The 16,917-nt window shown below is 37.7% G+C and carries 15 protein-coding genes; 7 read left to right on the forward strand and 8 right to left on the reverse strand.

Going from position 1 to position 16,917, the window contains the following annotated elements; genetic code table 11:
• Positions 1–4: 4 nt before the first annotated feature.
• Positions 5–3,568, reverse strand: a complete 3,564-nt coding sequence (locus SOLCA_RS12850; RefSeq protein ID WP_169313290.1) for a SusC/RagA family TonB-linked outer membrane protein — start codon at positions 3,566–3,568, stop codon at positions 5–7.
• Between the two features lie 168 nt (positions 3,569–3,736).
• Positions 3,737–4,897, reverse strand: a complete 1,161-nt coding sequence (locus SOLCA_RS12855; protein ID WP_014680889.1) for a FecR family protein — start codon at positions 4,895–4,897, stop codon at positions 3,737–3,739.
• Between the two features lie 259 nt (positions 4,898–5,156).
• Here SOLCA_RS12855 and SOLCA_RS12860 point away from each other — a divergent pair, with 259 nt between their 5' ends.
• Positions 5,157–5,702 (forward strand): RNA polymerase sigma-70 factor, encoded by a 546-nt coding sequence (locus SOLCA_RS12860; protein WP_157604570.1) that lies wholly within the window; start codon positions 5,157–5,159, stop codon positions 5,700–5,702.
• A gap of 83 nt (positions 5,703–5,785) precedes the next feature.
• On the opposite strand, the gene SOLCA_RS12865 is transcribed toward SOLCA_RS12860, so the two are convergent.
• Positions 5,786–6,346, reverse strand: a complete 561-nt coding sequence (locus SOLCA_RS12865; protein ID WP_014680891.1) for a tetratricopeptide repeat protein — start codon at positions 6,344–6,346, stop codon at positions 5,786–5,788.
• 172 nt (positions 6,347–6,518) lie between these two features.
• Positions 6,519–8,957 carry an alpha-ketoacid dehydrogenase subunit alpha/beta gene (locus tag SOLCA_RS12870; RefSeq protein ID WP_014680892.1) on the reverse strand — a complete coding sequence of 813 codons (2,439 nt, stop codon included), beginning with the start codon at positions 8,955–8,957 and terminating at the stop codon, positions 6,519–6,521.
• Positions 8,958–9,448: 491 nt separating this feature from the next.
• On the opposite strand from SOLCA_RS12870, the gene SOLCA_RS12875 reads away from it, so the two are divergent.
• The 5 genes from SOLCA_RS12875 (at position 9,449) to SOLCA_RS12895 (ending at position 12,916) form a co-directional block, all read left to right on the forward strand.
• Complete coding sequence (locus SOLCA_RS12875) at positions 9,449–9,844, forward strand: DUF1573 domain-containing protein (protein WP_014680893.1); 396 nt, start codon at positions 9,449–9,451, stop codon at positions 9,842–9,844.
• Between the two features lie 74 nt (positions 9,845–9,918).
• On the forward strand, positions 9,919–11,151 hold the full coding sequence (locus SOLCA_RS12880) for a pyridoxal phosphate-dependent aminotransferase (protein WP_014680894.1): 1,233 nt from the start codon (positions 9,919–9,921) through the stop codon (positions 11,149–11,151).
• Positions 11,152–11,170: 19 nt separating this feature from the next.
• Positions 11,171–11,665 carry a hypothetical protein gene (locus tag SOLCA_RS12885; protein ID WP_014680895.1) on the forward strand — a complete coding sequence of 165 codons (495 nt, stop codon included), beginning with the start codon at positions 11,171–11,173 and terminating at the stop codon, positions 11,663–11,665.
• 204 nt (positions 11,666–11,869) lie between these two features.
• Positions 11,870–12,592 (forward strand): DUF4386 domain-containing protein, encoded by a 723-nt coding sequence (locus SOLCA_RS12890; protein ID WP_014680896.1) that lies wholly within the window; start codon positions 11,870–11,872, stop codon positions 12,590–12,592.
• A gap of 6 nt (positions 12,593–12,598) precedes the next feature.
• Complete coding sequence (locus SOLCA_RS12895; protein ID WP_014680897.1) at positions 12,599–12,916, forward strand: DUF6326 family protein; 318 nt, start codon at positions 12,599–12,601, stop codon at positions 12,914–12,916.
• Positions 12,917–12,988: 72 nt separating this feature from the next.
• On the opposite strand, the gene SOLCA_RS12900 is transcribed toward SOLCA_RS12895, so the two are convergent.
• The 4 genes from SOLCA_RS12900 to SOLCA_RS12915 form a co-directional block, all read right to left on the reverse strand.
• The gene (locus SOLCA_RS12900) at positions 12,989–14,350 is read right to left on the reverse strand and encodes a hypothetical protein (RefSeq protein WP_014680898.1); all 1,362 of its coding nucleotides are present in this window, start codon (positions 14,348–14,350) and stop codon (positions 12,989–12,991) included.
• 32 nt (positions 14,351–14,382) lie between these two features.
• Positions 14,383–14,796, reverse strand: coding sequence for a DUF4345 domain-containing protein (locus SOLCA_RS12905; RefSeq protein WP_014680899.1), 414 nt, complete (start codon positions 14,794–14,796; stop codon positions 14,383–14,385).
• Between the two features lie 69 nt (positions 14,797–14,865).
• Positions 14,866–15,459, reverse strand: coding sequence for a Crp/Fnr family transcriptional regulator (locus SOLCA_RS12910; protein ID WP_014680900.1), 594 nt, complete (start codon positions 15,457–15,459; stop codon positions 14,866–14,868).
• A gap of 28 nt (positions 15,460–15,487) precedes the next feature.
• Entirely contained in the window at positions 15,488–15,916 is a 429-nt protein-coding gene (locus tag SOLCA_RS12915) for a winged helix-turn-helix transcriptional regulator (protein WP_014680901.1), read from the reverse strand.
• Positions 15,917–15,995: 79 nt separating this feature from the next.
• Here SOLCA_RS12915 and SOLCA_RS12920 point away from each other — a divergent pair, with 79 nt between their 5' ends.
• Positions 15,996–16,874, forward strand: coding sequence for an NmrA family NAD(P)-binding protein (locus SOLCA_RS12920; protein ID WP_014680902.1), 879 nt, complete (start codon positions 15,996–15,998; stop codon positions 16,872–16,874).
• Positions 16,875–16,917 lie beyond the last annotated feature (43 nt).

A 16,917-nucleotide genomic window follows, 5' to 3' on the forward strand; every position in this document is an offset into this window, starting at 1 on the left:
CTGATTAAAAGTCAACGGATAAGCCTAATGACACAGTTTTAGGCAATGGTACACTTGTTCCGCTAACTAAAGCTTCCGGATCTTGTCCTTTCAGTTTCTGATCTGCCCATACATAAATATTCTGAGCCAATGCCTGAAGCGATGCTGATTTTACACCAATGCGTTTTAACACATAGGATGGCAATGCATAGCTTAAAGAGATATTTTTCAGACGGATAAATGACCCGTTCGCAACTCTGATGTCGCTACGGTTATAATTAGCAATAGGGTCTGCATTTTTCAAACGCCAGTAGTCATAAGTTTCCTGATCTAAAATGCGAGGAATTGTAGTGTACTGTTCGTCACCCGGGGTAGTCCAACGACTTGCCAGATCTTTGCTTAACGCGGTTGCATCATCATAATATGGTGCATAGAAAGGCAGCAGGCGAATTTTGTTTCCGTATGCGTAAGTAAATAGTACAGAAAGACTTAAAGACTTGTACTTAAAACTATTAGTAATACCACCGGAACCTAAAGGGTCACGGCTACCTTCATATTTTAACGTACCGGTACTGGTTTCATACTTATTGATAAGAGTTGTTACATTACCATCTTTATCATAAAATGTAGGTAAACCCTCATTGCTCAAACCGGCAAACTGAAACGAGTACAAACCATTTAAAGGTCTTCCAATCATAGCACTTCCGGCATCACCCGTTGCTTGCATCACTGTTTGATTGAAATAAGCATCCAACACTTTATTCTTATTATAACCCCAGGTTACGATCGCATTCCAGCTTAAGTCTTTCACAATCGATGCACGATAATTAAGTGTCACCTCGAATCCTGAGTTACGCATACTCGCCCAGTTAACTACTTTTTGAACATAACCTGTTACATATGAAGATGGAACGGTACCAATCAGGTCGAAATTCTCACGATCATAATACTCGATCGTTCCTGTTAAACGATTAAAAAATCCAAAATCGAGGCCCACGTTATAAGCATGCTCTTTTTCCCATTTCAAATCAGGGTTATCCGGAGAGGCGATATTAAGCGTACTTTCATTGGCTTCATTATCAAAACGATTAGTTTTGCCGTAATACACCAACATCTCAGAACTACCAATGTTATTCACGTTACCACGTAAACCATAAGAAGTTCGAAGCTTCAACAAGTTTATCCATGTAGCCTGTTCAAGGAAATTCTCTTTATCAATATTCCATGCAGCACTTAACTGCCACGTTGGGAAAAATTTAAAACGTTGAGATTTACCCATTTTATTGGAACCATCTGAACGCAATGATGCAGAAAAGTTGTACCTGTCGTGTAATGTATAATCAGAATTCACAAACCATGAAAATTCATTATTGATACTTTGATTAGCAGAGTAATAAGAGCCCCCTGCTAACAGGTCACGCTGTACTGCACGATAATCAGGTGATGCAACTTTTCCTCTGTAATATTCATATCCATAACCGTTTGTTGTGCTTGATTCATACTTGCGGTGACGAACTTCTGTACCAACTAATATATTAAAGGCATGTTCTGTTCCAATTGTAGGCTTCCAATTAAAGGAATTTCTGAAGGTATAGAAAGTACCCTGCGTCTCATTCATATACAATAAACCTCCACGTGGCATTACCGAAATCGGATATTGGTCGTCATCGTTCGGGTCATTATATAAGTATGGATTTGAGTTTCTGATATCATTGTTATCCATAGCTCTATAAGCCTGGGCTGTATTGGAAAGCTCAGTAACAATATGATCACTCGCAGCAGTAGTTAAACGACCTGATACTAATGAATTGAAATTCAGATTTTTTAATACTTTATATTCCAGATCACCCTGAACTTTGATTTCACGGGTTTTCATATTAAAAAAGTTATTCTGAAGCTCATGAATGATATTAAACGGAGCGTAATTACTTAAGTAATATTCTAAGTCACCCGTTTTATCATAAGGACGCATTGCACGGCTTGTACTCATTGCGTATGAATATGGGTTTAGATCATATTCACGGGATACAACGCCATTATCACTCGATGCATTGGCTGCACCAAATACTTTTTGATCACGAGAAGAACCAAATAATGTGGTGGTGATCTGTAACTTCTTATTTATATTATAATTGGCTTTAATATTACCTGTATAACGATTGGTATTTTGCCCTTCAGTTTGCCCGTTATCTTTATAGAATGACAATGAAGTATAATACTGAGCCTGATCATTACCTGACGAGAAGCTTAAACTATGCTCCTGAGTAATCGAATTATGAAACAATTCTTTAAACCAATCAGTATTCTGCATTTTATATTCGCGCATCAATTGGTTATAGCGATCATCAGTAATGTCTTTTCTCGCCCACTGCGTATAAAGCTTTCCGAAAGCTCCGTAAGAATTATTCATTGAAACCAGATTAATCTGATTTTTAGCATATAACTCTTCCGAAAACTCGAGCCGCTCTTTAGAATTCATTACATTGAAATCTAAGATCGAGGGAATCATCGACAGTGTCGTATTGTTACGGTAATTAATGCTTATGTCGCCCTTTTTACCTTTTTTAGTGGTAATTACGATCACACCATTTACCGCCTGTGTACCATACATGGCTGTTGCCGAAGCATCTTTCAGGAATTGAATATCTTCAATATCATTTGGGTTTAATCCACTGATGGCAGAACTTAACAGATTGTTAGCGTCACCACTATATAGCTGATTAGGATTTACATTAACAATATCGTCCAAAACAACACCATCTACTACCCAAAGAGGTTCTTTATTGCCAATAATTGATGAACTTCCACGGATACGGATCTTGGCCTTTGATCCGAATGTGCCTGAAGTGTTTTCTACCGAAACGCCGGCAACTTGCCCCTGAAGCATTTTCCCTACATCAGGCATTGCCAATTCTTTGATACGATCTGAACTGATTTTACCAACTGAACCTGTAAACGTGCGTTTGTTCATATTTTGGTAACCGGTTACAACAACATCCTTCAATTGTGTAACCTCTGTTGCTAACGATATATTAAATTCTGATTTTGAACCTATTGCAATTTCTTGTTTTTGAAACCCGGCCATTGAAAAAACAAGAGTTTTAGCGTCATCAGGAATACTTAACTGAAAAAGACCATTTCCGTCGGTTGAAACACCTACCGATGGTTTCTCTTTCAGAAACACACTTACACCAGGTAATGACTGTCCGTCATCTTTGCTGGTAACTTTACCCTTAATAATCCTGTTTACTGCATTCTTTTCAGTCTCATTTACAGTTATTGACGTTTCAGTACTACGTTTCAGCACAATCAGATTGTTTTGAACCGTGTACGATAAATGATAAGGACTTAACAAAGTAGTAAGCACTTGTTCTAATGGCTCGTCCTTTACATCAATGCTGACGGTTTTGGTTGAATTAATGTCATCAACACTGTAAAAAAAACTATACGATGAGTTTCTTTGAATCTTGTGTAAAGCAGTTTCTAAATCTGCGTTTTTAAGTTTTAAACTTATGTTTCCTGTTTGTGAGTACACATTTGCCGAAAGCTGCATTGTCGCAATCAGGATCAGCAAGAAGGATAGTTTCATTGTTCGAAATAAAAGTTTACTTCTTCCCGTGGAAGGGAAAAACCATTTTCGTTTTTTATTCATACTTTCGTATAGTTAAATAGTGTTAACAATGCGCATAAATCCCATTGACCGATGGGCATGCGTGTACTTAGCTCGAACGGAGAGTGTGACCGCACTTTCCGTTTTTTATTGCACGTTTATTTTATTCTGACTGATTCTGAATTTTACTTTCCCTGTATTTTCCAACACCTGAATTATTCGATCATAAGGCTCACTTTTGCTTATCGTTCCGTTAAACTCAAGCTTCTTTAAGCCTTCATTGGCAAAGTCTATTTCGAGACCGTACCAACGCGATATATCATTCATAATATCTTCTAAACGCTGGTGTTCGAATACGAACTTTCCTTCTTTCCAGGCGATTACCGGATTTATCTCAACTGCCTTCACATCTATTTGACCGCTAGATACATAATATGCAGATTGATAACCCGGTGACAACATTGCCGACTGAGATGCATCAGTAGTACTAACCACCTTTGCTTTACCACTAACCAATGTTGTAAGCACCTTTGAGTCTTTTTGATAAGACTTAATATTAAATGAAGTACCTAAATCTTCTACTGCAACCCCGTTAGTTTTTACAAGAAACGGTTGTTGGGCGTTATGCTTAACTTCAAAAAAAGCTTCGCCATCCAATGTTACTTCCCTGTTTTTTCCTGAGAATTCAACCGGATAGGTAAACGTTGTCCCTGCGTTTAACCAAACAATTGATCCGTCTGAAAGAACGATTTTAAAATCTCGTTGCGAAGGCACTACAATGGTGTGCATTTGAGTAGCATTCTCTCCTTCTTTCGCATAAACCAACTCCTGATCGTCACTTGTAGAAACGATAGTTCCATTATCTACCTTCTGAACTTCGTCCAGATTGATCTTCTTTCCTTCAGAAGTAAGAAGGATCACTCCATTGGGAGTTTTTGATACTGCCACGACACTCTCCTTTGGATTCTTCTGCTTACTTTTAAAATAAAAAACAACTCCAATCATTAAAGGAATAGCTAAAATGGCTACATATTTTTGCCATGAATACATTTTACGAATCGATTGACCGTCAATCTGGATACGTTCCATTAATTCATTTAAATGATATTCTGTTTCGAGAGCATCAGCCTGCTCGAGCCGTTTGTTCAGCCCCGCTTGCTGCATAAATTGTTGGTAGAACTTCTGATTCTCTGCATTGACAGATCGCCATTGTTCTAATTCCAACATTTCCTCGTCAGTAATTTCGCCCAACACTTTACGTGATAAAAGCTCACTTACCCGAAGATTTGTGAAAGTTTGGTTTGTCATTTCTTACTTTTATGGTCTTTACAGATACAAGACACTTAGGGATAAAAAACGGGTAGTATTTTTTTTAAATAAATTTCATCTTATCTTAACCCAACCAAACAATTAATCACCCTACGAAGGTTTTACCAAAATAAATTTTATGCTGTGTACTTGTAAATTTTAAATTTATAGTATCTTGGCGCCCTATTTTCTGCTCTCGAAATAGATGATCTTCCCGAAAGATCAGATCGACCAAAACAAAAAAAGTGTAATTAACAGCGTGAGCAGGAAAGAAGAGACAATTAATTTTAAGGAGATTTATAGAACGTATTTTAATTCATTAGTAAACTTTACCCAACGTTTTATTGGTGAGTATGATGCTTCTGTTGATATTGTTCAGGAAACTTTTATCAGTTTATGGAATAGAGGTGAAGAGTTAAGTGAGGTGGAATCAGTTAAATCCTTTTTATATACAACTGCCAGAAATAAATCACTTAATCACTTAAGGCATCTAAAGATTCGCGACAAGTACTATCAGGAGGAATTGTTAGAAAAAGAAAACAACGTTTTTTACGAACATTCTTTAATAGAAGAAGAAACTTATCGTTTGATTATTAAGGTTATCCAAGAAAACTTGAACGAACAATGCCAGAAGGTATTAAAGCTTAGCTTAAAAGGAGCCAAAAACCATGAGGTAGCTGATCTTCTTCACATCTCAGTTAACACCGTAAAATACCACAAAAAGAATGCTTACAAGGTGTTGAAATTAAAACTACAGGATATTTATCTATGGGGAGCTTTTATTTATTTGTTCACCCGATCATAGTTTCACAAAGAGACATAAAGCAAAAAGAGCTGTCCCGGTTAAACCGGGACAGCTCTTTTTGCTTTGTTTTCCTTTTTCAGAAATTACATTCTCTTGCGGCCTTGGTAGCTTTGCATACCAACTTTTTGCATACCCACCATGCCCATTTGTTGCTGCATCATTTTGATCTGCTCAGTCAACATTTTATTTTTATCAAGTTTCTTAGCTTCCGCTAATAAATTTTGGGCCTCACGCTTATTTCCTTTACTCATTGCAACTCCGGCTAAACTTAATTTTGCCATTGCAATATCATGATCCATTCGTAAACCGATAGCCAAGGCCTTCTTATAGTATTTTTCTGCCTGGAAAATGCTTTTCTGAGATTCACATGTTCCAACTAAAAAGTAATAATAAGCTTGCTGTCCTTTCAACAAAACAGATTCCGGATTTTTAATACGCTTTAAAAAATAATACGCTTTATCAAGATTGTTTTTTCTCAGATAGAAAAATGCGGCAACCATGTTCTCATTACGGAAAAACACTAAAACAAAAATCGCTGAGAATAAAATAGCCAAAAGGCCCCACGCAATCTGTCCGATAACAAAAAGATAAATTGCAAGAATAAACGCGATAACGCCTAAAGCTAAACGAGAATACTTTAACATGTATTAATAAGTTACTAAATTGTAAATCACCAGTTTTAAGTTGTACCCTAAAACGAGGTGCAAAATTAATAAAAAAACTAAAGTCCTTCAGTGTTTTGAAGGACTTAGTTAATATTTTGTTTATAAGCATTAAATAAAGCCTTATCCCTTAACTAACGGGACAAAAACTTGCTTAAAATATGTTAGGAAAACGAACCGGATCCACTTCACTCATCATCTCATAAACCGTTTCAACTACATCTTCAATATTAGGTTTTGAGAAATAGTCGCCATCCGAACCATAAGCCGGACGGTGTTCACGAGCGGTAAGTGTACGAGGTTCTGAATCTAAATAACGGAATCCTTTCTGCTCCTCAACCACTTTTTGCAACATAAATGCAGTAGCTCCTCCAGGCATATCTTCATCTAAGAATAATACGCGGTTGGTTTTCTTCAATGATTCAACAATTGAATGATCAATATCAAACGGCAGCAATGTTTGTACATCGATTAGTTCCACTGAAATACCTAATTCTGCTAACTGATGAACAGCTTCATCAGCCACACGAACACATGATCCGTAAGTAACCAATGTAAGATCTGAACCTTCACGCAGCACCTCTGGTTTACCTAATGAAACTGTGAATTCGCCAATATTAGCTGGTAACTTTTCTTTCAAACGGTAGCCATTTAAACATTCAATTACAATTGCAGGTTCATCAGCACGTAACAAAACGTTATACATACCCGCAGCTTGCATCATATTTCGAGGCACACACAAATGCATACCACGTATAGCATTAATCAATACACCGATTGGAGAACCTGCATGCCAGATTCCTTCTAAACGATGCCCACGTGAACGAATGATCAACGGCGCTTTTTGACCACGTTTAGTACGGTATGTTAACGACGAAAGATCATCTGCCAACGGCTGTAATCCGTAATAAATATAATCCAGGTACTGAATTTCAGCAATTGGACGTAAACCACGCATTGCCAATCCAATTCCCTGACCTACAATAGTAGCTTCACGAATACCGGTATCAAAAATGCGGTGCTCTCCAAATTTTTCCTGTAATCCGGCAAAACCCTGATTCACATCTCCGATCTTTCCTACGTCTTCGCCAAAAGCAACTAAACGAGGGTCACGAGAGAAATTAGCTTCAAAGCAAGCCTGTAATACTTCACGACCATCAACAGTTTTTGGCGTTTCAGGAAATTCGGCTTTAACCTCAACAATGTTTAACGGAGATTCGGCAGTATTGCTGAATAAATACGTATTGTATCGATCGTAATTTGCTTCTTTAGCCTCATTGAACCAATTGATCAATTTATCTCTACCCGAGATTTTTTCATTGCGAACAATGCGCAGTACACGACGCAATGCCGACAACACATCTTTACGTGATGGATCGATTGCAGATCGTAATGCATTTTTATAATACTTCACATCTGCCGAATATTGGCTTTGTGATTCAATTTCTTCGAAAATTGTCACTACTTCAGCAATCTCTTGCTTAATAGGTGCGTTAAATTCAGCCCAAGCTTGTTTTTGGATTTCACGTATGTAGCGTTTTGCTTCCTCTTCAATGCCATCTAACTCTTCATCGGTAGCAACTGCAGATTCCAGGATCCACTCACGCATTTTTTTAATACAGTCGTGATTAGCTTCCCACTCCAAACGCTCTTTACTTTTATACCGTTCATGCGAACCAGAGGTTGAGTGTCCCTGAGGCTGAGTAACTTCCTGCACATGCACCAACACCGGAATATGATGTGTACGGCACATCGAAGCCGCTGTTTCGTAAGCTTCAACCAGGCCAGCGTAATCCCAACCTTTTACGCGAATGATCTCAAAGCCTTCGCCTTTTTCATCGCGCTGAAATCCTTTTAATAATTCGGAAATATTTTGCTTTGTAGTCTGATATTTCTGGCTTACTGATATCCCATAACCATCATCCCAAACAGACATTAACATAGGTACTTGCAACACTCCCGCAGCATTTAACGCTTCAAAGAAATGTCCTTCTGAAGTACTTGCATCACCAATGGTTCCAAAAGCGATTTCGTTACCATTATTGGAGAAATGCGTCATGTACGACAACTCTTTGTTCTCGCGATATAGTTTTGAAGCCTGTGCCAAACCAACCAAACGAATCATCTGTCCTGCTGTACATGAAATATCAGCCGAAGAGTTTTTCATTTGGGTAAGATTGTTCCAGTTTCCATTGTCATCCAAACTGCGTGTTCCGAAGTGGCAAGTCATACCACGACCTGCTGTTGAGCTTTCAGCTTTTACATCGGCATGTGCGTATAACTGAGCAAAAAATTCCTTGATGGTGTACATACCTGCCGCAAAGTGGAAGGTTTGGTCACGATAGTATCCCGATCGAAAATCGCCTTCTTTGAAAACTTTCGCCATCGCAATTTGAGCAAGCTCTTTGCCATCACCAAAAATTCCGAATTTAGCTTTACCGGTAAGCACTTCTTTCCGGCCCAACAAACTTGCCTGACGACTCTCCTGAGCCAGTCTGTAGTCGGTGAGAACTTCGCGCTTAAACTCTTCAAAGCTAAGCTCCTTATTCTCTAATAAAGATGTAACCATGTGTTCTTTCTCGCTAATCATCATAAGGGTTAAATTGGAGGGCAAAAATAAGAAAAATCAACGGCTTAAAGTATAATGATCATCAGACCGCAATTTTTATCTTCTTTTAATGCCCTGATATGAATATAACGCGAATTATTTATTCTTCGCTTGTTGAATCTGCTATTTCCTCAAATTTCCTGCAGTTTAATTAATCATTTTTTTAAGTTATATTAGTAGATACAATTGCTATTCTTTCCTTTCTCCCGGTAAATTAAACAGCTATTGAAGATAAAAAGACTCACTAACGACAATTTTCACCATGTTTAAATGATTGCGAAATGTGCTTTTAATAAGTCGGAAATGCATTTTTGTGCATTTTCATAATTAAACTGTTACAATTATAAACCTGATACAATGCAACCATTTGCAAAAGACCAGCGTTTAAACATTAAAATACGTTGGTATTATATTTGAACATTTTTGTATAATTACGACGTTAATACAACTAAAGAGACAACAAAAAAATCGACAACATGAAAAAGTTATTATTGTTAGGTTTAATACTTTTTGCAGGTGCTAACCTTGCAAAAGCGCAGTCAGCAGAGTTTAAATTTGAGAAAGAAGTACATGACTTTGGTAAAATCAAAGAAGGCGTTGTAGCTACTTATGATTTCAAATTTACCAACGTAGGAGATGAGCCATTAATCATTACTAATGTTACTGCTCCTTGCGGATGTACAGTTCCTAAATGGACTAAAGAACCTGTAAAAAAAGGTGAAACAGGTATCGTTACTGTTTCTTACAATAGTGCAGGTCGTCCAATGCCATTTAACAAAAACGTAACTATTACTTCAAATACTAAAACACCTACAAAGGTGCTTTACATTAAAGGTGAAGTTGAACCAGCGACCAAACCTGCCGGAAAATAATTCCAGCATTTGGATTTCGTATTTAATATTAAAAAAATCCTCTGCGGTGCAGAGGATTTTTTATTTTTGGGGCAATGCCAAAAATATCATCCAAAGGGCTGCAAATGCCTGCCTCTCCCATTCGCAAATTGACACCTTATGCTGAGAAAGCTAAGCGTGATGGAAAAATTGTATACCATTTAAATATCGGACAACCCGATATCGAAACTCCCGCCGGAATGATCGATGCCATAAAAAACATCGATTTTAAAGTTTGGGCCTATACCCAATCTGAAGGAACTCCAGAATACCGTAAAAAACTTACAGAATATTATGTAAAAAATGGTTATTCCATCACTCCTGAAGACATTCTGGTTACAGACGGAGGCTCTGAGGCCCTTACGATCGCAATCAGCGCCTGTATGGATCATGGAGAAGAAGTAATTGTTCCTGAACCCTTTTATGCCAACTATAACGCGTTCACTTGTTTAGCAGATGTAGTGGTAAAACCTATTCGTTCAACGATTGAAACTGGTTTTGCCTTACCTCCTATCAGTGAGTTTGAGCGCATGATCACACCTAAGACCAAGGCCATATTGATCTGTAGTCCGAATAACCCTACCGGATATCTTTACTCACGTGAAGAATTGGAAGAGTTAAAACGATTAGTATTGAAATATGATCTGTTCCTAATTAGTGACGAAGCCTACCGTGAGTTTTGCTATGACGGAAAAAAATTCATCTCCCCTGGTCATTTAGAGGGTTTAGAAGATCATTTTATTATGATTGATACCGTTTCTAAACGCTATAGTGCATGCGGTGCTCGCTTAGGCGCTTTGGTAACCCGAAATAAAGAAGTGTTTGCCTCTGCTTTAAAGTATGCTCAGGCTAGATTGGCTCCTCCTGCGGTGGCTCAAATTGCAGCAACAGCGGCTGTTGACACCCCTCAATCGTATTTTGATGAGGTTATTAAGGAATATACTGAACGCCGTAATTTACTGGTTAGTTCATTAAATAAAATGGAAGGGGTTTATTGTCCTAACCCTGGTGGTGCATTCTATGCAGTAGTGCGCTTACCAATTGACGACAGTGACCGTTTTTGTGAGTGGATCCTCGACAAATTCTCTTATGAAAATCAAACGGTAATGATGGCACCTGCCACAGGATTTTATTCAACTGCCGGCGGAGGAAGAAATGAAGTTCGCATGGCTTACGTCATCAATCAGGAGCATCTCAAGAAAGCTATGATTTGTTTGGAAAAAGCACTATTGGAATATCCAGGTAGAATGTTAGATAATTTGAAAACAAACACTATACTTGCATCATAATTATCTATAAAATCTACTTATGAACTTTAAAAAAATCTTAGCTTTTTTGCCTATTGCATTGTGTTTATTAATTGTTTTCGGAGGTCTTTCAATGAGTGGTTGTAAACAGGATACTGTTTACGTAACCAAAATAGATACTCTTGTTTCCTATAAACTTCCAAATGAAGGTCCCGGAAGTACTGCTACTATTGCTGGTAAATGGATGTGTAATACCGACTTTACTGTAGATGGTGTTTGCACCAATTTTACCGGTTGGGATTTTATTAACCATGGCTTACCCTATGGTGTAGAAATTAATCAAAAAGGTGAAGGTCAGTATTTTGACCTAGCGCAGTTCAGTGGTTATAAATTATTTGATATTGCATACGATAAAGAGTCTGGCACAATTGCCATGATTCAAACAAACCCACCTTATAAAGCCGTTTATGCAGGAAAAGTTGTCGAAAACAGAATCAAGGGTACTTGGTACGATGGCAGCGGAAATCAAGGTGACTTTGAATGGATTAAGAAGTAGCCTGAATTACACCAAAATTCATAAAAAAACGTCCTTGTAGAGTCATTACAAGGACGTTTTTTTATTATCCCTGCATTTCTCCCCAAAAGATTTGTTTTTGTTTTAATATATTAGAGTTTACAAAGGACATTCTACCCAAAAACTTAAGGAAACAGACAGTTTATCACTACGACCAATTTTCTTGTAAAATCAATACTACTAATTATGGAGTCAAAAAATAAGATTGCAAGAATTGCCGGACTACTTTATCTGATCGTTGTACTTGCCGGCATATTCAGCTTAATGTATGTTCCATCTAAGGTTATTGTCTGGAACGATCCGTCAGCAACTTATACCAATATTTTAAATTCTGAATCTCTCTTCAGATTAGGTATTGTGGCTGGTGTAATTTGTTATACAGCTTTTCTGGTTTTACCCCTTGTACTTTATAAATTACTTAGTTCGGTTAATAAAACCTATGCTGTAGCAATGGTGGTACTGGCTATAATAAGCGTACCATTATCGTTAGTAAATCTATTGAATAAGGTGAACATCTTGACTCTAATTCGAAGGGCTGATTACATGAAAGTATTTGACACTAGCAAAATACAAGCAGAAGTATTACTCTATCTGGATTTCTACAACAATGGACTTAAAATCACCTCCATATTCTGGGGTCTTTGGCTACTTCCCTTTGGTTATTTGGTATTCAAATCAGGTTTTCTGCCTAAAATAATAGGCATTTTATTGATGGTGGGTTGTTTCGGCTATTTGATAAATTTCTTAGGTGGATTTCTATTTCAACATTATAAGGATCTCGGAATTTCTACTTTTATTTCACTACCCGCTACAATTGGAGAAATTGGAATTTGCTTTTGGCTTTTAATAATAGGAATAAAGCATAAAAAAGAGCCTCAAGTATCAGTTAATAGTCTACCTACACTTTAAATGTCCATGAAAAACCCTACGATCTTAGAAGATTTCAAAATTAATGTAAAGTTTAAACTATCAGCATTATGGGTTTCTGTAATGTTTTGCTATATATATGGTGATTTCTTTTCCTTATTTGTTCCGGGGCGTATCGAAAATTTAATGAATGGTAATTCGGGAGCGGGCTCAACTACTCCGATAAAGATACTGATGTTTGCCATTCTAATGACACTACCTTCTCTTATGGTATTCCTTTCCCTGGCATTAAGACCTAAAATAAACCGATGGATCATCATCATAATGGGTTTATTTTATACGATTGTTATGATTTTGGTAGGATGATGTTTCTGTTGAACAATTTGAAGTGATCGCAGGTGCAATCACTTCAAATTTATACTAAACCTATTTAAATTATTAACTATTGGATACACATTTAAAAGCCGCCGTAAATGGTTCCGGTTCGTATTCCAATGTTCCAGGTATCAGAAAATAAGCTGTACCGCTAATCGTACCTTCTATTATTGCAAATCCTTCATTGGTTTCGGACTTCTTAAATGAACTGATTTTGACCTCACCATTACTAAAGTGCTTGTTGCCTTCCTCATCAAACCAGTATGTTCTACCAAGAGTTTTTCTGTTAAGGTTGTCAAAAAAGGCTCCTTCAACATCTTCATTAAAACTGAAATTATAAGAACCTTCTGCTCCGGTAAAACCCCTATTAACATTTACAATTAATCCTTGAGCATAATTTGAAGGATCATTTTCATCCAAAAAGTCAATCATAGAAATATGGAGCGAATTTGGAGATGTATTCGCAGTAGCTTGTGCAGAGTTTGCTCCTAATGCCGATTTTATATAATTATCCTGAATTATCTTAACCGATTCACTTAAGCGGACTGTTTTTGTTCCAAGCTTAACGTTTACAGCTAATGACACAGGATTTTCTGAAGGTAGGTAGAGTGGGGCCTGATACATTCCGGAATAAGCAGGATCAGAATGGGCAGCGTCAGAAATGTTGCCAACCTCCTCATCTCCTCCTTCTATGTCGTTTGCAAACCAGGCAATAATACCACCTTCTTCAAGTTTTAATGGTCTTAAGCCTCCGACTGCCAGCCAGGTATCTTCCGGATAATTGTTTTTCATTAATGTTTCTACTCCCCAAACCTGGATCTTTATGGGCTGTAATGGCACAATATGGTTGTCGGTTGGAGAAATTACCAGATTCATTTCTACCGAAGCAATAACGGAAAAGTCTCTTTTTACGTTAAACTTGCCCATTGTTATAGAAACAGTCCGGTTAGTTTCGTCGATCTGAGCACCTGATTTTGCAATCCAGATTCTATTACTCAGATCCTGGTAGGCAAGTTTCGGGCCTGCCATTGTAGCAAATTCTTTTTCGCCGAGTTTTAGCTTAATGGTGGAATTGCCTATTTCCTTTCCGGTAACAACACGATAGGCTTTTGCGACACCATTAGGAGATTTATTAGTTATAGGCTGAATGGTTATTTCAGTTGATTCTGAAAGTGCACCAGCAGGTATGACCAAAGAAAAAGCCTTGTCCTCTGATTGTATCGTCCCACCGTCTTTTCCAATTGTTGCTGTAACCCCAGCTCCATTGGGTGCGCCAATTTCTGTGGGATCACCTGTACCTACAGGTTCCTCAACTTCGGGTTCTTTATCAATAATTTTGTCATCGTCTTTTTTGCAAGCATTAAATAAGAGCGAGCATAAGACAAGTAGCCCAAACAGGAGGGTCTTGTTAAGTTTGTTGTTCATGGTGTTTAGTTATTTAGATATTAATCAGGTAGTTAACGTTGTTTATACGTCAGGTTTCTGTTAAAAATCAATAACGTAGCTCCAAGCATAAAAAGTATGGACTCTATTATAATCCATTGACTCCCAAACCCTCCAAGTGGACCGTTAACAAGAATGGTAATTAGTCTCGACAGTGCGTATGAAAACCAAAACAGGGTCAGAAATTGCACCGCAACTATCGCTCTATGAATTAAAAGATAACCTAAACTAATTACGATTGTTAAACCAACACCACCATAAATACCTCTTATAGAGCTTATTGCATCATTGTTTGTTAAACTTACACGCACAAGATCCATAGTAGCCTGCGGGTTAAAAAGTGACAAAAGGCTTACAGAGGTTAAGCCCAGAATTGAAATACCAACAAAGAGATTGTTGCCGATTTTAATTGCTTTTTGTGTTGTCATTGTCTTAAAATTTTTACTTAAGACAAAGCTAGGTCGGATGTAAAAGATAAAACTTGGTAATTACCAAGATTAAATTTTAACTGTGTTCATGAGTTTGCTGAAGTTAGTAGGATCGATACCCAGGTAGTTGGCTAAATATTTCTGCGGAACATATTGCAGGATGTGAGGACTACGTTTTAACAGTTTCCTGAATTTGTCTTCCGACGAAAAACATTGAAGCTCAACAAGTCTTTCTAAAAGTCCACTTATTACATAATTTGTGGCTCTTCTTGTGAACTCTTCAAATTCCGGAAATTGTTTTACCATTGCATTATACTGGTTGTAAGTTGTTTTTAAGAGTACTGAATTAGTCAGTGTTTCAAAATAGTACTTTGAGGGCGATTGAAGTAAAAAAGAATCCAACACACCGGAAAAAGAATAAGGGTAGGAAAATATAAGGGTGGCTTCTCTGTTATGTTCATCAAAGTAATATACCCGTTGAACCCCATCAACAACAAAATAGAGATGTTTCTCAACCTGTTCTGGTTCAGAAATAATCGTTTTCCGTTTAATATCTACCACTTCCCAAATACCTGCAATAGCATTCCAGGTTTCATCTGGTAAGGTAATATTTTGACTAAGTATAATCTTCTTTATATGTTGTGTAAACGCTGAGGCTCCCATCTTTCTTAGGTAAAGGTTTTTATCTATGTTATTTCAATTTAGTGCTGCTAATTTCTTCTTTGCTAACTTTTGCTTCCAACTCGTTAGTATCAATTTCTTTATAAGCATCATCCATATCTTTAAATGCCCATGAGGCCATCGCTTCTATTACCGGAAGCAAACCTTTTCCGGCTTTGCTAAGTTTATAGGTAACAAAGGGAGGTACAACAGGTTTAGCTTCTCTGATGATTAACCTGTCTGCTTCTAATTGCTTTAAGTGTTGTATAAGTACTTTTTCAGTAATTGCAGGAATGGCTCTTTTCAATTCACCATAGCGCTTATCGCCAGTTGATAAATGATAAATAATGATTGGTTTCCAATAACCACCAATCTTTTCCATAACATAGGTAACCGGGCAATTGGCTAAAGCATATTGCTTATTTTCCTGTATGGTCGAAGATTCTTTAATTGCTGTCATTGTACATACTTCAGGGTAAGTACTTGTTAAAAAGTAAGTACAAATATACTTTTGTTTTCATCAACAAAACAAAAATAAAATGAAATTTACTATAACAGGCTCTTTAGGAAACATTGGGAATCCGTTGACCCAATTATTAGTAGCTGCAGGACATAAAGTTATTGTAGTTAGCAGTTCGGCGGATAGAACAGCTGCCATAGAAGCGTTAGGTGCACAGGCAGCTATCGGCTCTGTTAGCGATGCGCTGTTTTTAAAGGATGCATTCAATAGGGCTGACGCAGTTTTTGCGATGACTCCTCCAAATATGGGCGGTCAGGATGTAATTGCCAACACAATACAAGCTGGAAAAGCGCTTGCCTCAGCTATCCGAGAAGCTGGTGTAAAACGGGTAGTGATGTTGAGCAGTGTTGGCGCCGACCTGCCTGGCGGTAACGGCCCTATCGCAAGCTTGCACAACATCGAAAAGCTTTACAACGAACTACCCAATGTGAGTATTACCTTTTTGCGTGCGGGTTACTTTTATACTAATTTTTACAATGATATACCATTGATTAAAGGAATGGGCATTATAGGTTCCAACTTTCCGGCAACTACGCGTATCCCTCTCGTACATCCCAATGATATTGCTGCTGCCGTGGCAGAAGAATTGCAAAAAACGACCACAGGCAAAAATGTTCGCTATATAGTAAGTGATGTTCGTACACCTGCGGACCTTGCAAAGGTTTTGGGTACTGCTATTGGCAAATCTGAATTGCCGTGGGTGGAGTTTACTGACGAGCAGTCGTTACAAGGTTTGATGCAAGCTGGATTGCCTGAAGAAATCGCCAAACTATACACCGAAATGGGTACAGGATTCAGAAGCGGAAAAATTCAGGCCGATTTTGAGCTTAATGATTCACCCGTAACGGGAGCAACCAAACTGGAGGAGTTTGCTCAACAATTTGCCTCAAAATTTTAAGACAAAATCAAAGGTTATTTAACTGAGCTTAAGATTTTTCGCA

Source organism: Solitalea canadensis DSM 3403, from assembly GCF_000242635.2.
Classification (GTDB): Bacteria; Bacteroidota; Bacteroidia; order Sphingobacteriales; family Sphingobacteriaceae; genus Solitalea; species Solitalea canadensis.

What these genes read in the sequence shown, in the direction of transcription:
- SOLCA_RS12850 (WP_169313290.1), bottom strand. Translation starts at nt 3,568, where the DNA reads ATGAAACTATCCTTCTTGCTGATCCTGATTGCGACAATGCAGCTTTCG.
- SOLCA_RS12855 (WP_014680889.1), bottom strand. Translation starts at nt 4,897, where the DNA reads ATGACAAACCAAACTTTCACAAATCTTCGGGTAAGTGAGCTTTTATCA.
- SOLCA_RS12865 (WP_014680891.1), bottom strand. Translation starts at nt 6,346, where the DNA reads ATGTTAAAGTATTCTCGTTTAGCTTTAGGCGTTATCGCGTTTATTCTT.
- SOLCA_RS12870 (WP_014680892.1), bottom strand. Translation starts at nt 8,957, where the DNA reads ATGATGATTAGCGAGAAAGAACACATGGTTACATCTTTATTAGAGAAT.
- SOLCA_RS12875 (WP_014680893.1), top strand. Translation starts at nt 9,449, where the DNA reads ATGAAAAAGTTATTATTGTTAGGTTTAATACTTTTTGCAGGTGCTAAC.
- SOLCA_RS12880 (WP_014680894.1), top strand. Translation starts at nt 9,919, where the DNA reads ATGCCAAAAATATCATCCAAAGGGCTGCAAATGCCTGCCTCTCCCATT.
- SOLCA_RS12885 (WP_014680895.1), top strand. Translation starts at nt 11,171, where the DNA reads ATGAACTTTAAAAAAATCTTAGCTTTTTTGCCTATTGCATTGTGTTTA.
- SOLCA_RS12890 (WP_014680896.1), top strand. Translation starts at nt 11,870, where the DNA reads ATGGAGTCAAAAAATAAGATTGCAAGAATTGCCGGACTACTTTATCTG.
- SOLCA_RS12895 (WP_014680897.1), top strand. Translation starts at nt 12,599, where the DNA reads ATGAAAAACCCTACGATCTTAGAAGATTTCAAAATTAATGTAAAGTTT.
- SOLCA_RS12900 (WP_014680898.1), bottom strand. Translation starts at nt 14,350, where the DNA reads ATGAACAACAAACTTAACAAGACCCTCCTGTTTGGGCTACTTGTCTTA.
- SOLCA_RS12905 (WP_014680899.1), bottom strand. Translation starts at nt 14,796, where the DNA reads ATGACAACACAAAAAGCAATTAAAATCGGCAACAATCTCTTTGTTGGT.
- SOLCA_RS12910 (WP_014680900.1), bottom strand. Translation starts at nt 15,459, where the DNA reads ATGGGAGCCTCAGCGTTTACACAACATATAAAGAAGATTATACTTAGT.
- SOLCA_RS12915 (WP_014680901.1), bottom strand. Translation starts at nt 15,916, where the DNA reads ATGACAGCAATTAAAGAATCTTCGACCATACAGGAAAATAAGCAATAT.
- SOLCA_RS12920 (WP_014680902.1), top strand. Translation starts at nt 15,996, where the DNA reads ATGAAATTTACTATAACAGGCTCTTTAGGAAACATTGGGAATCCGTTG.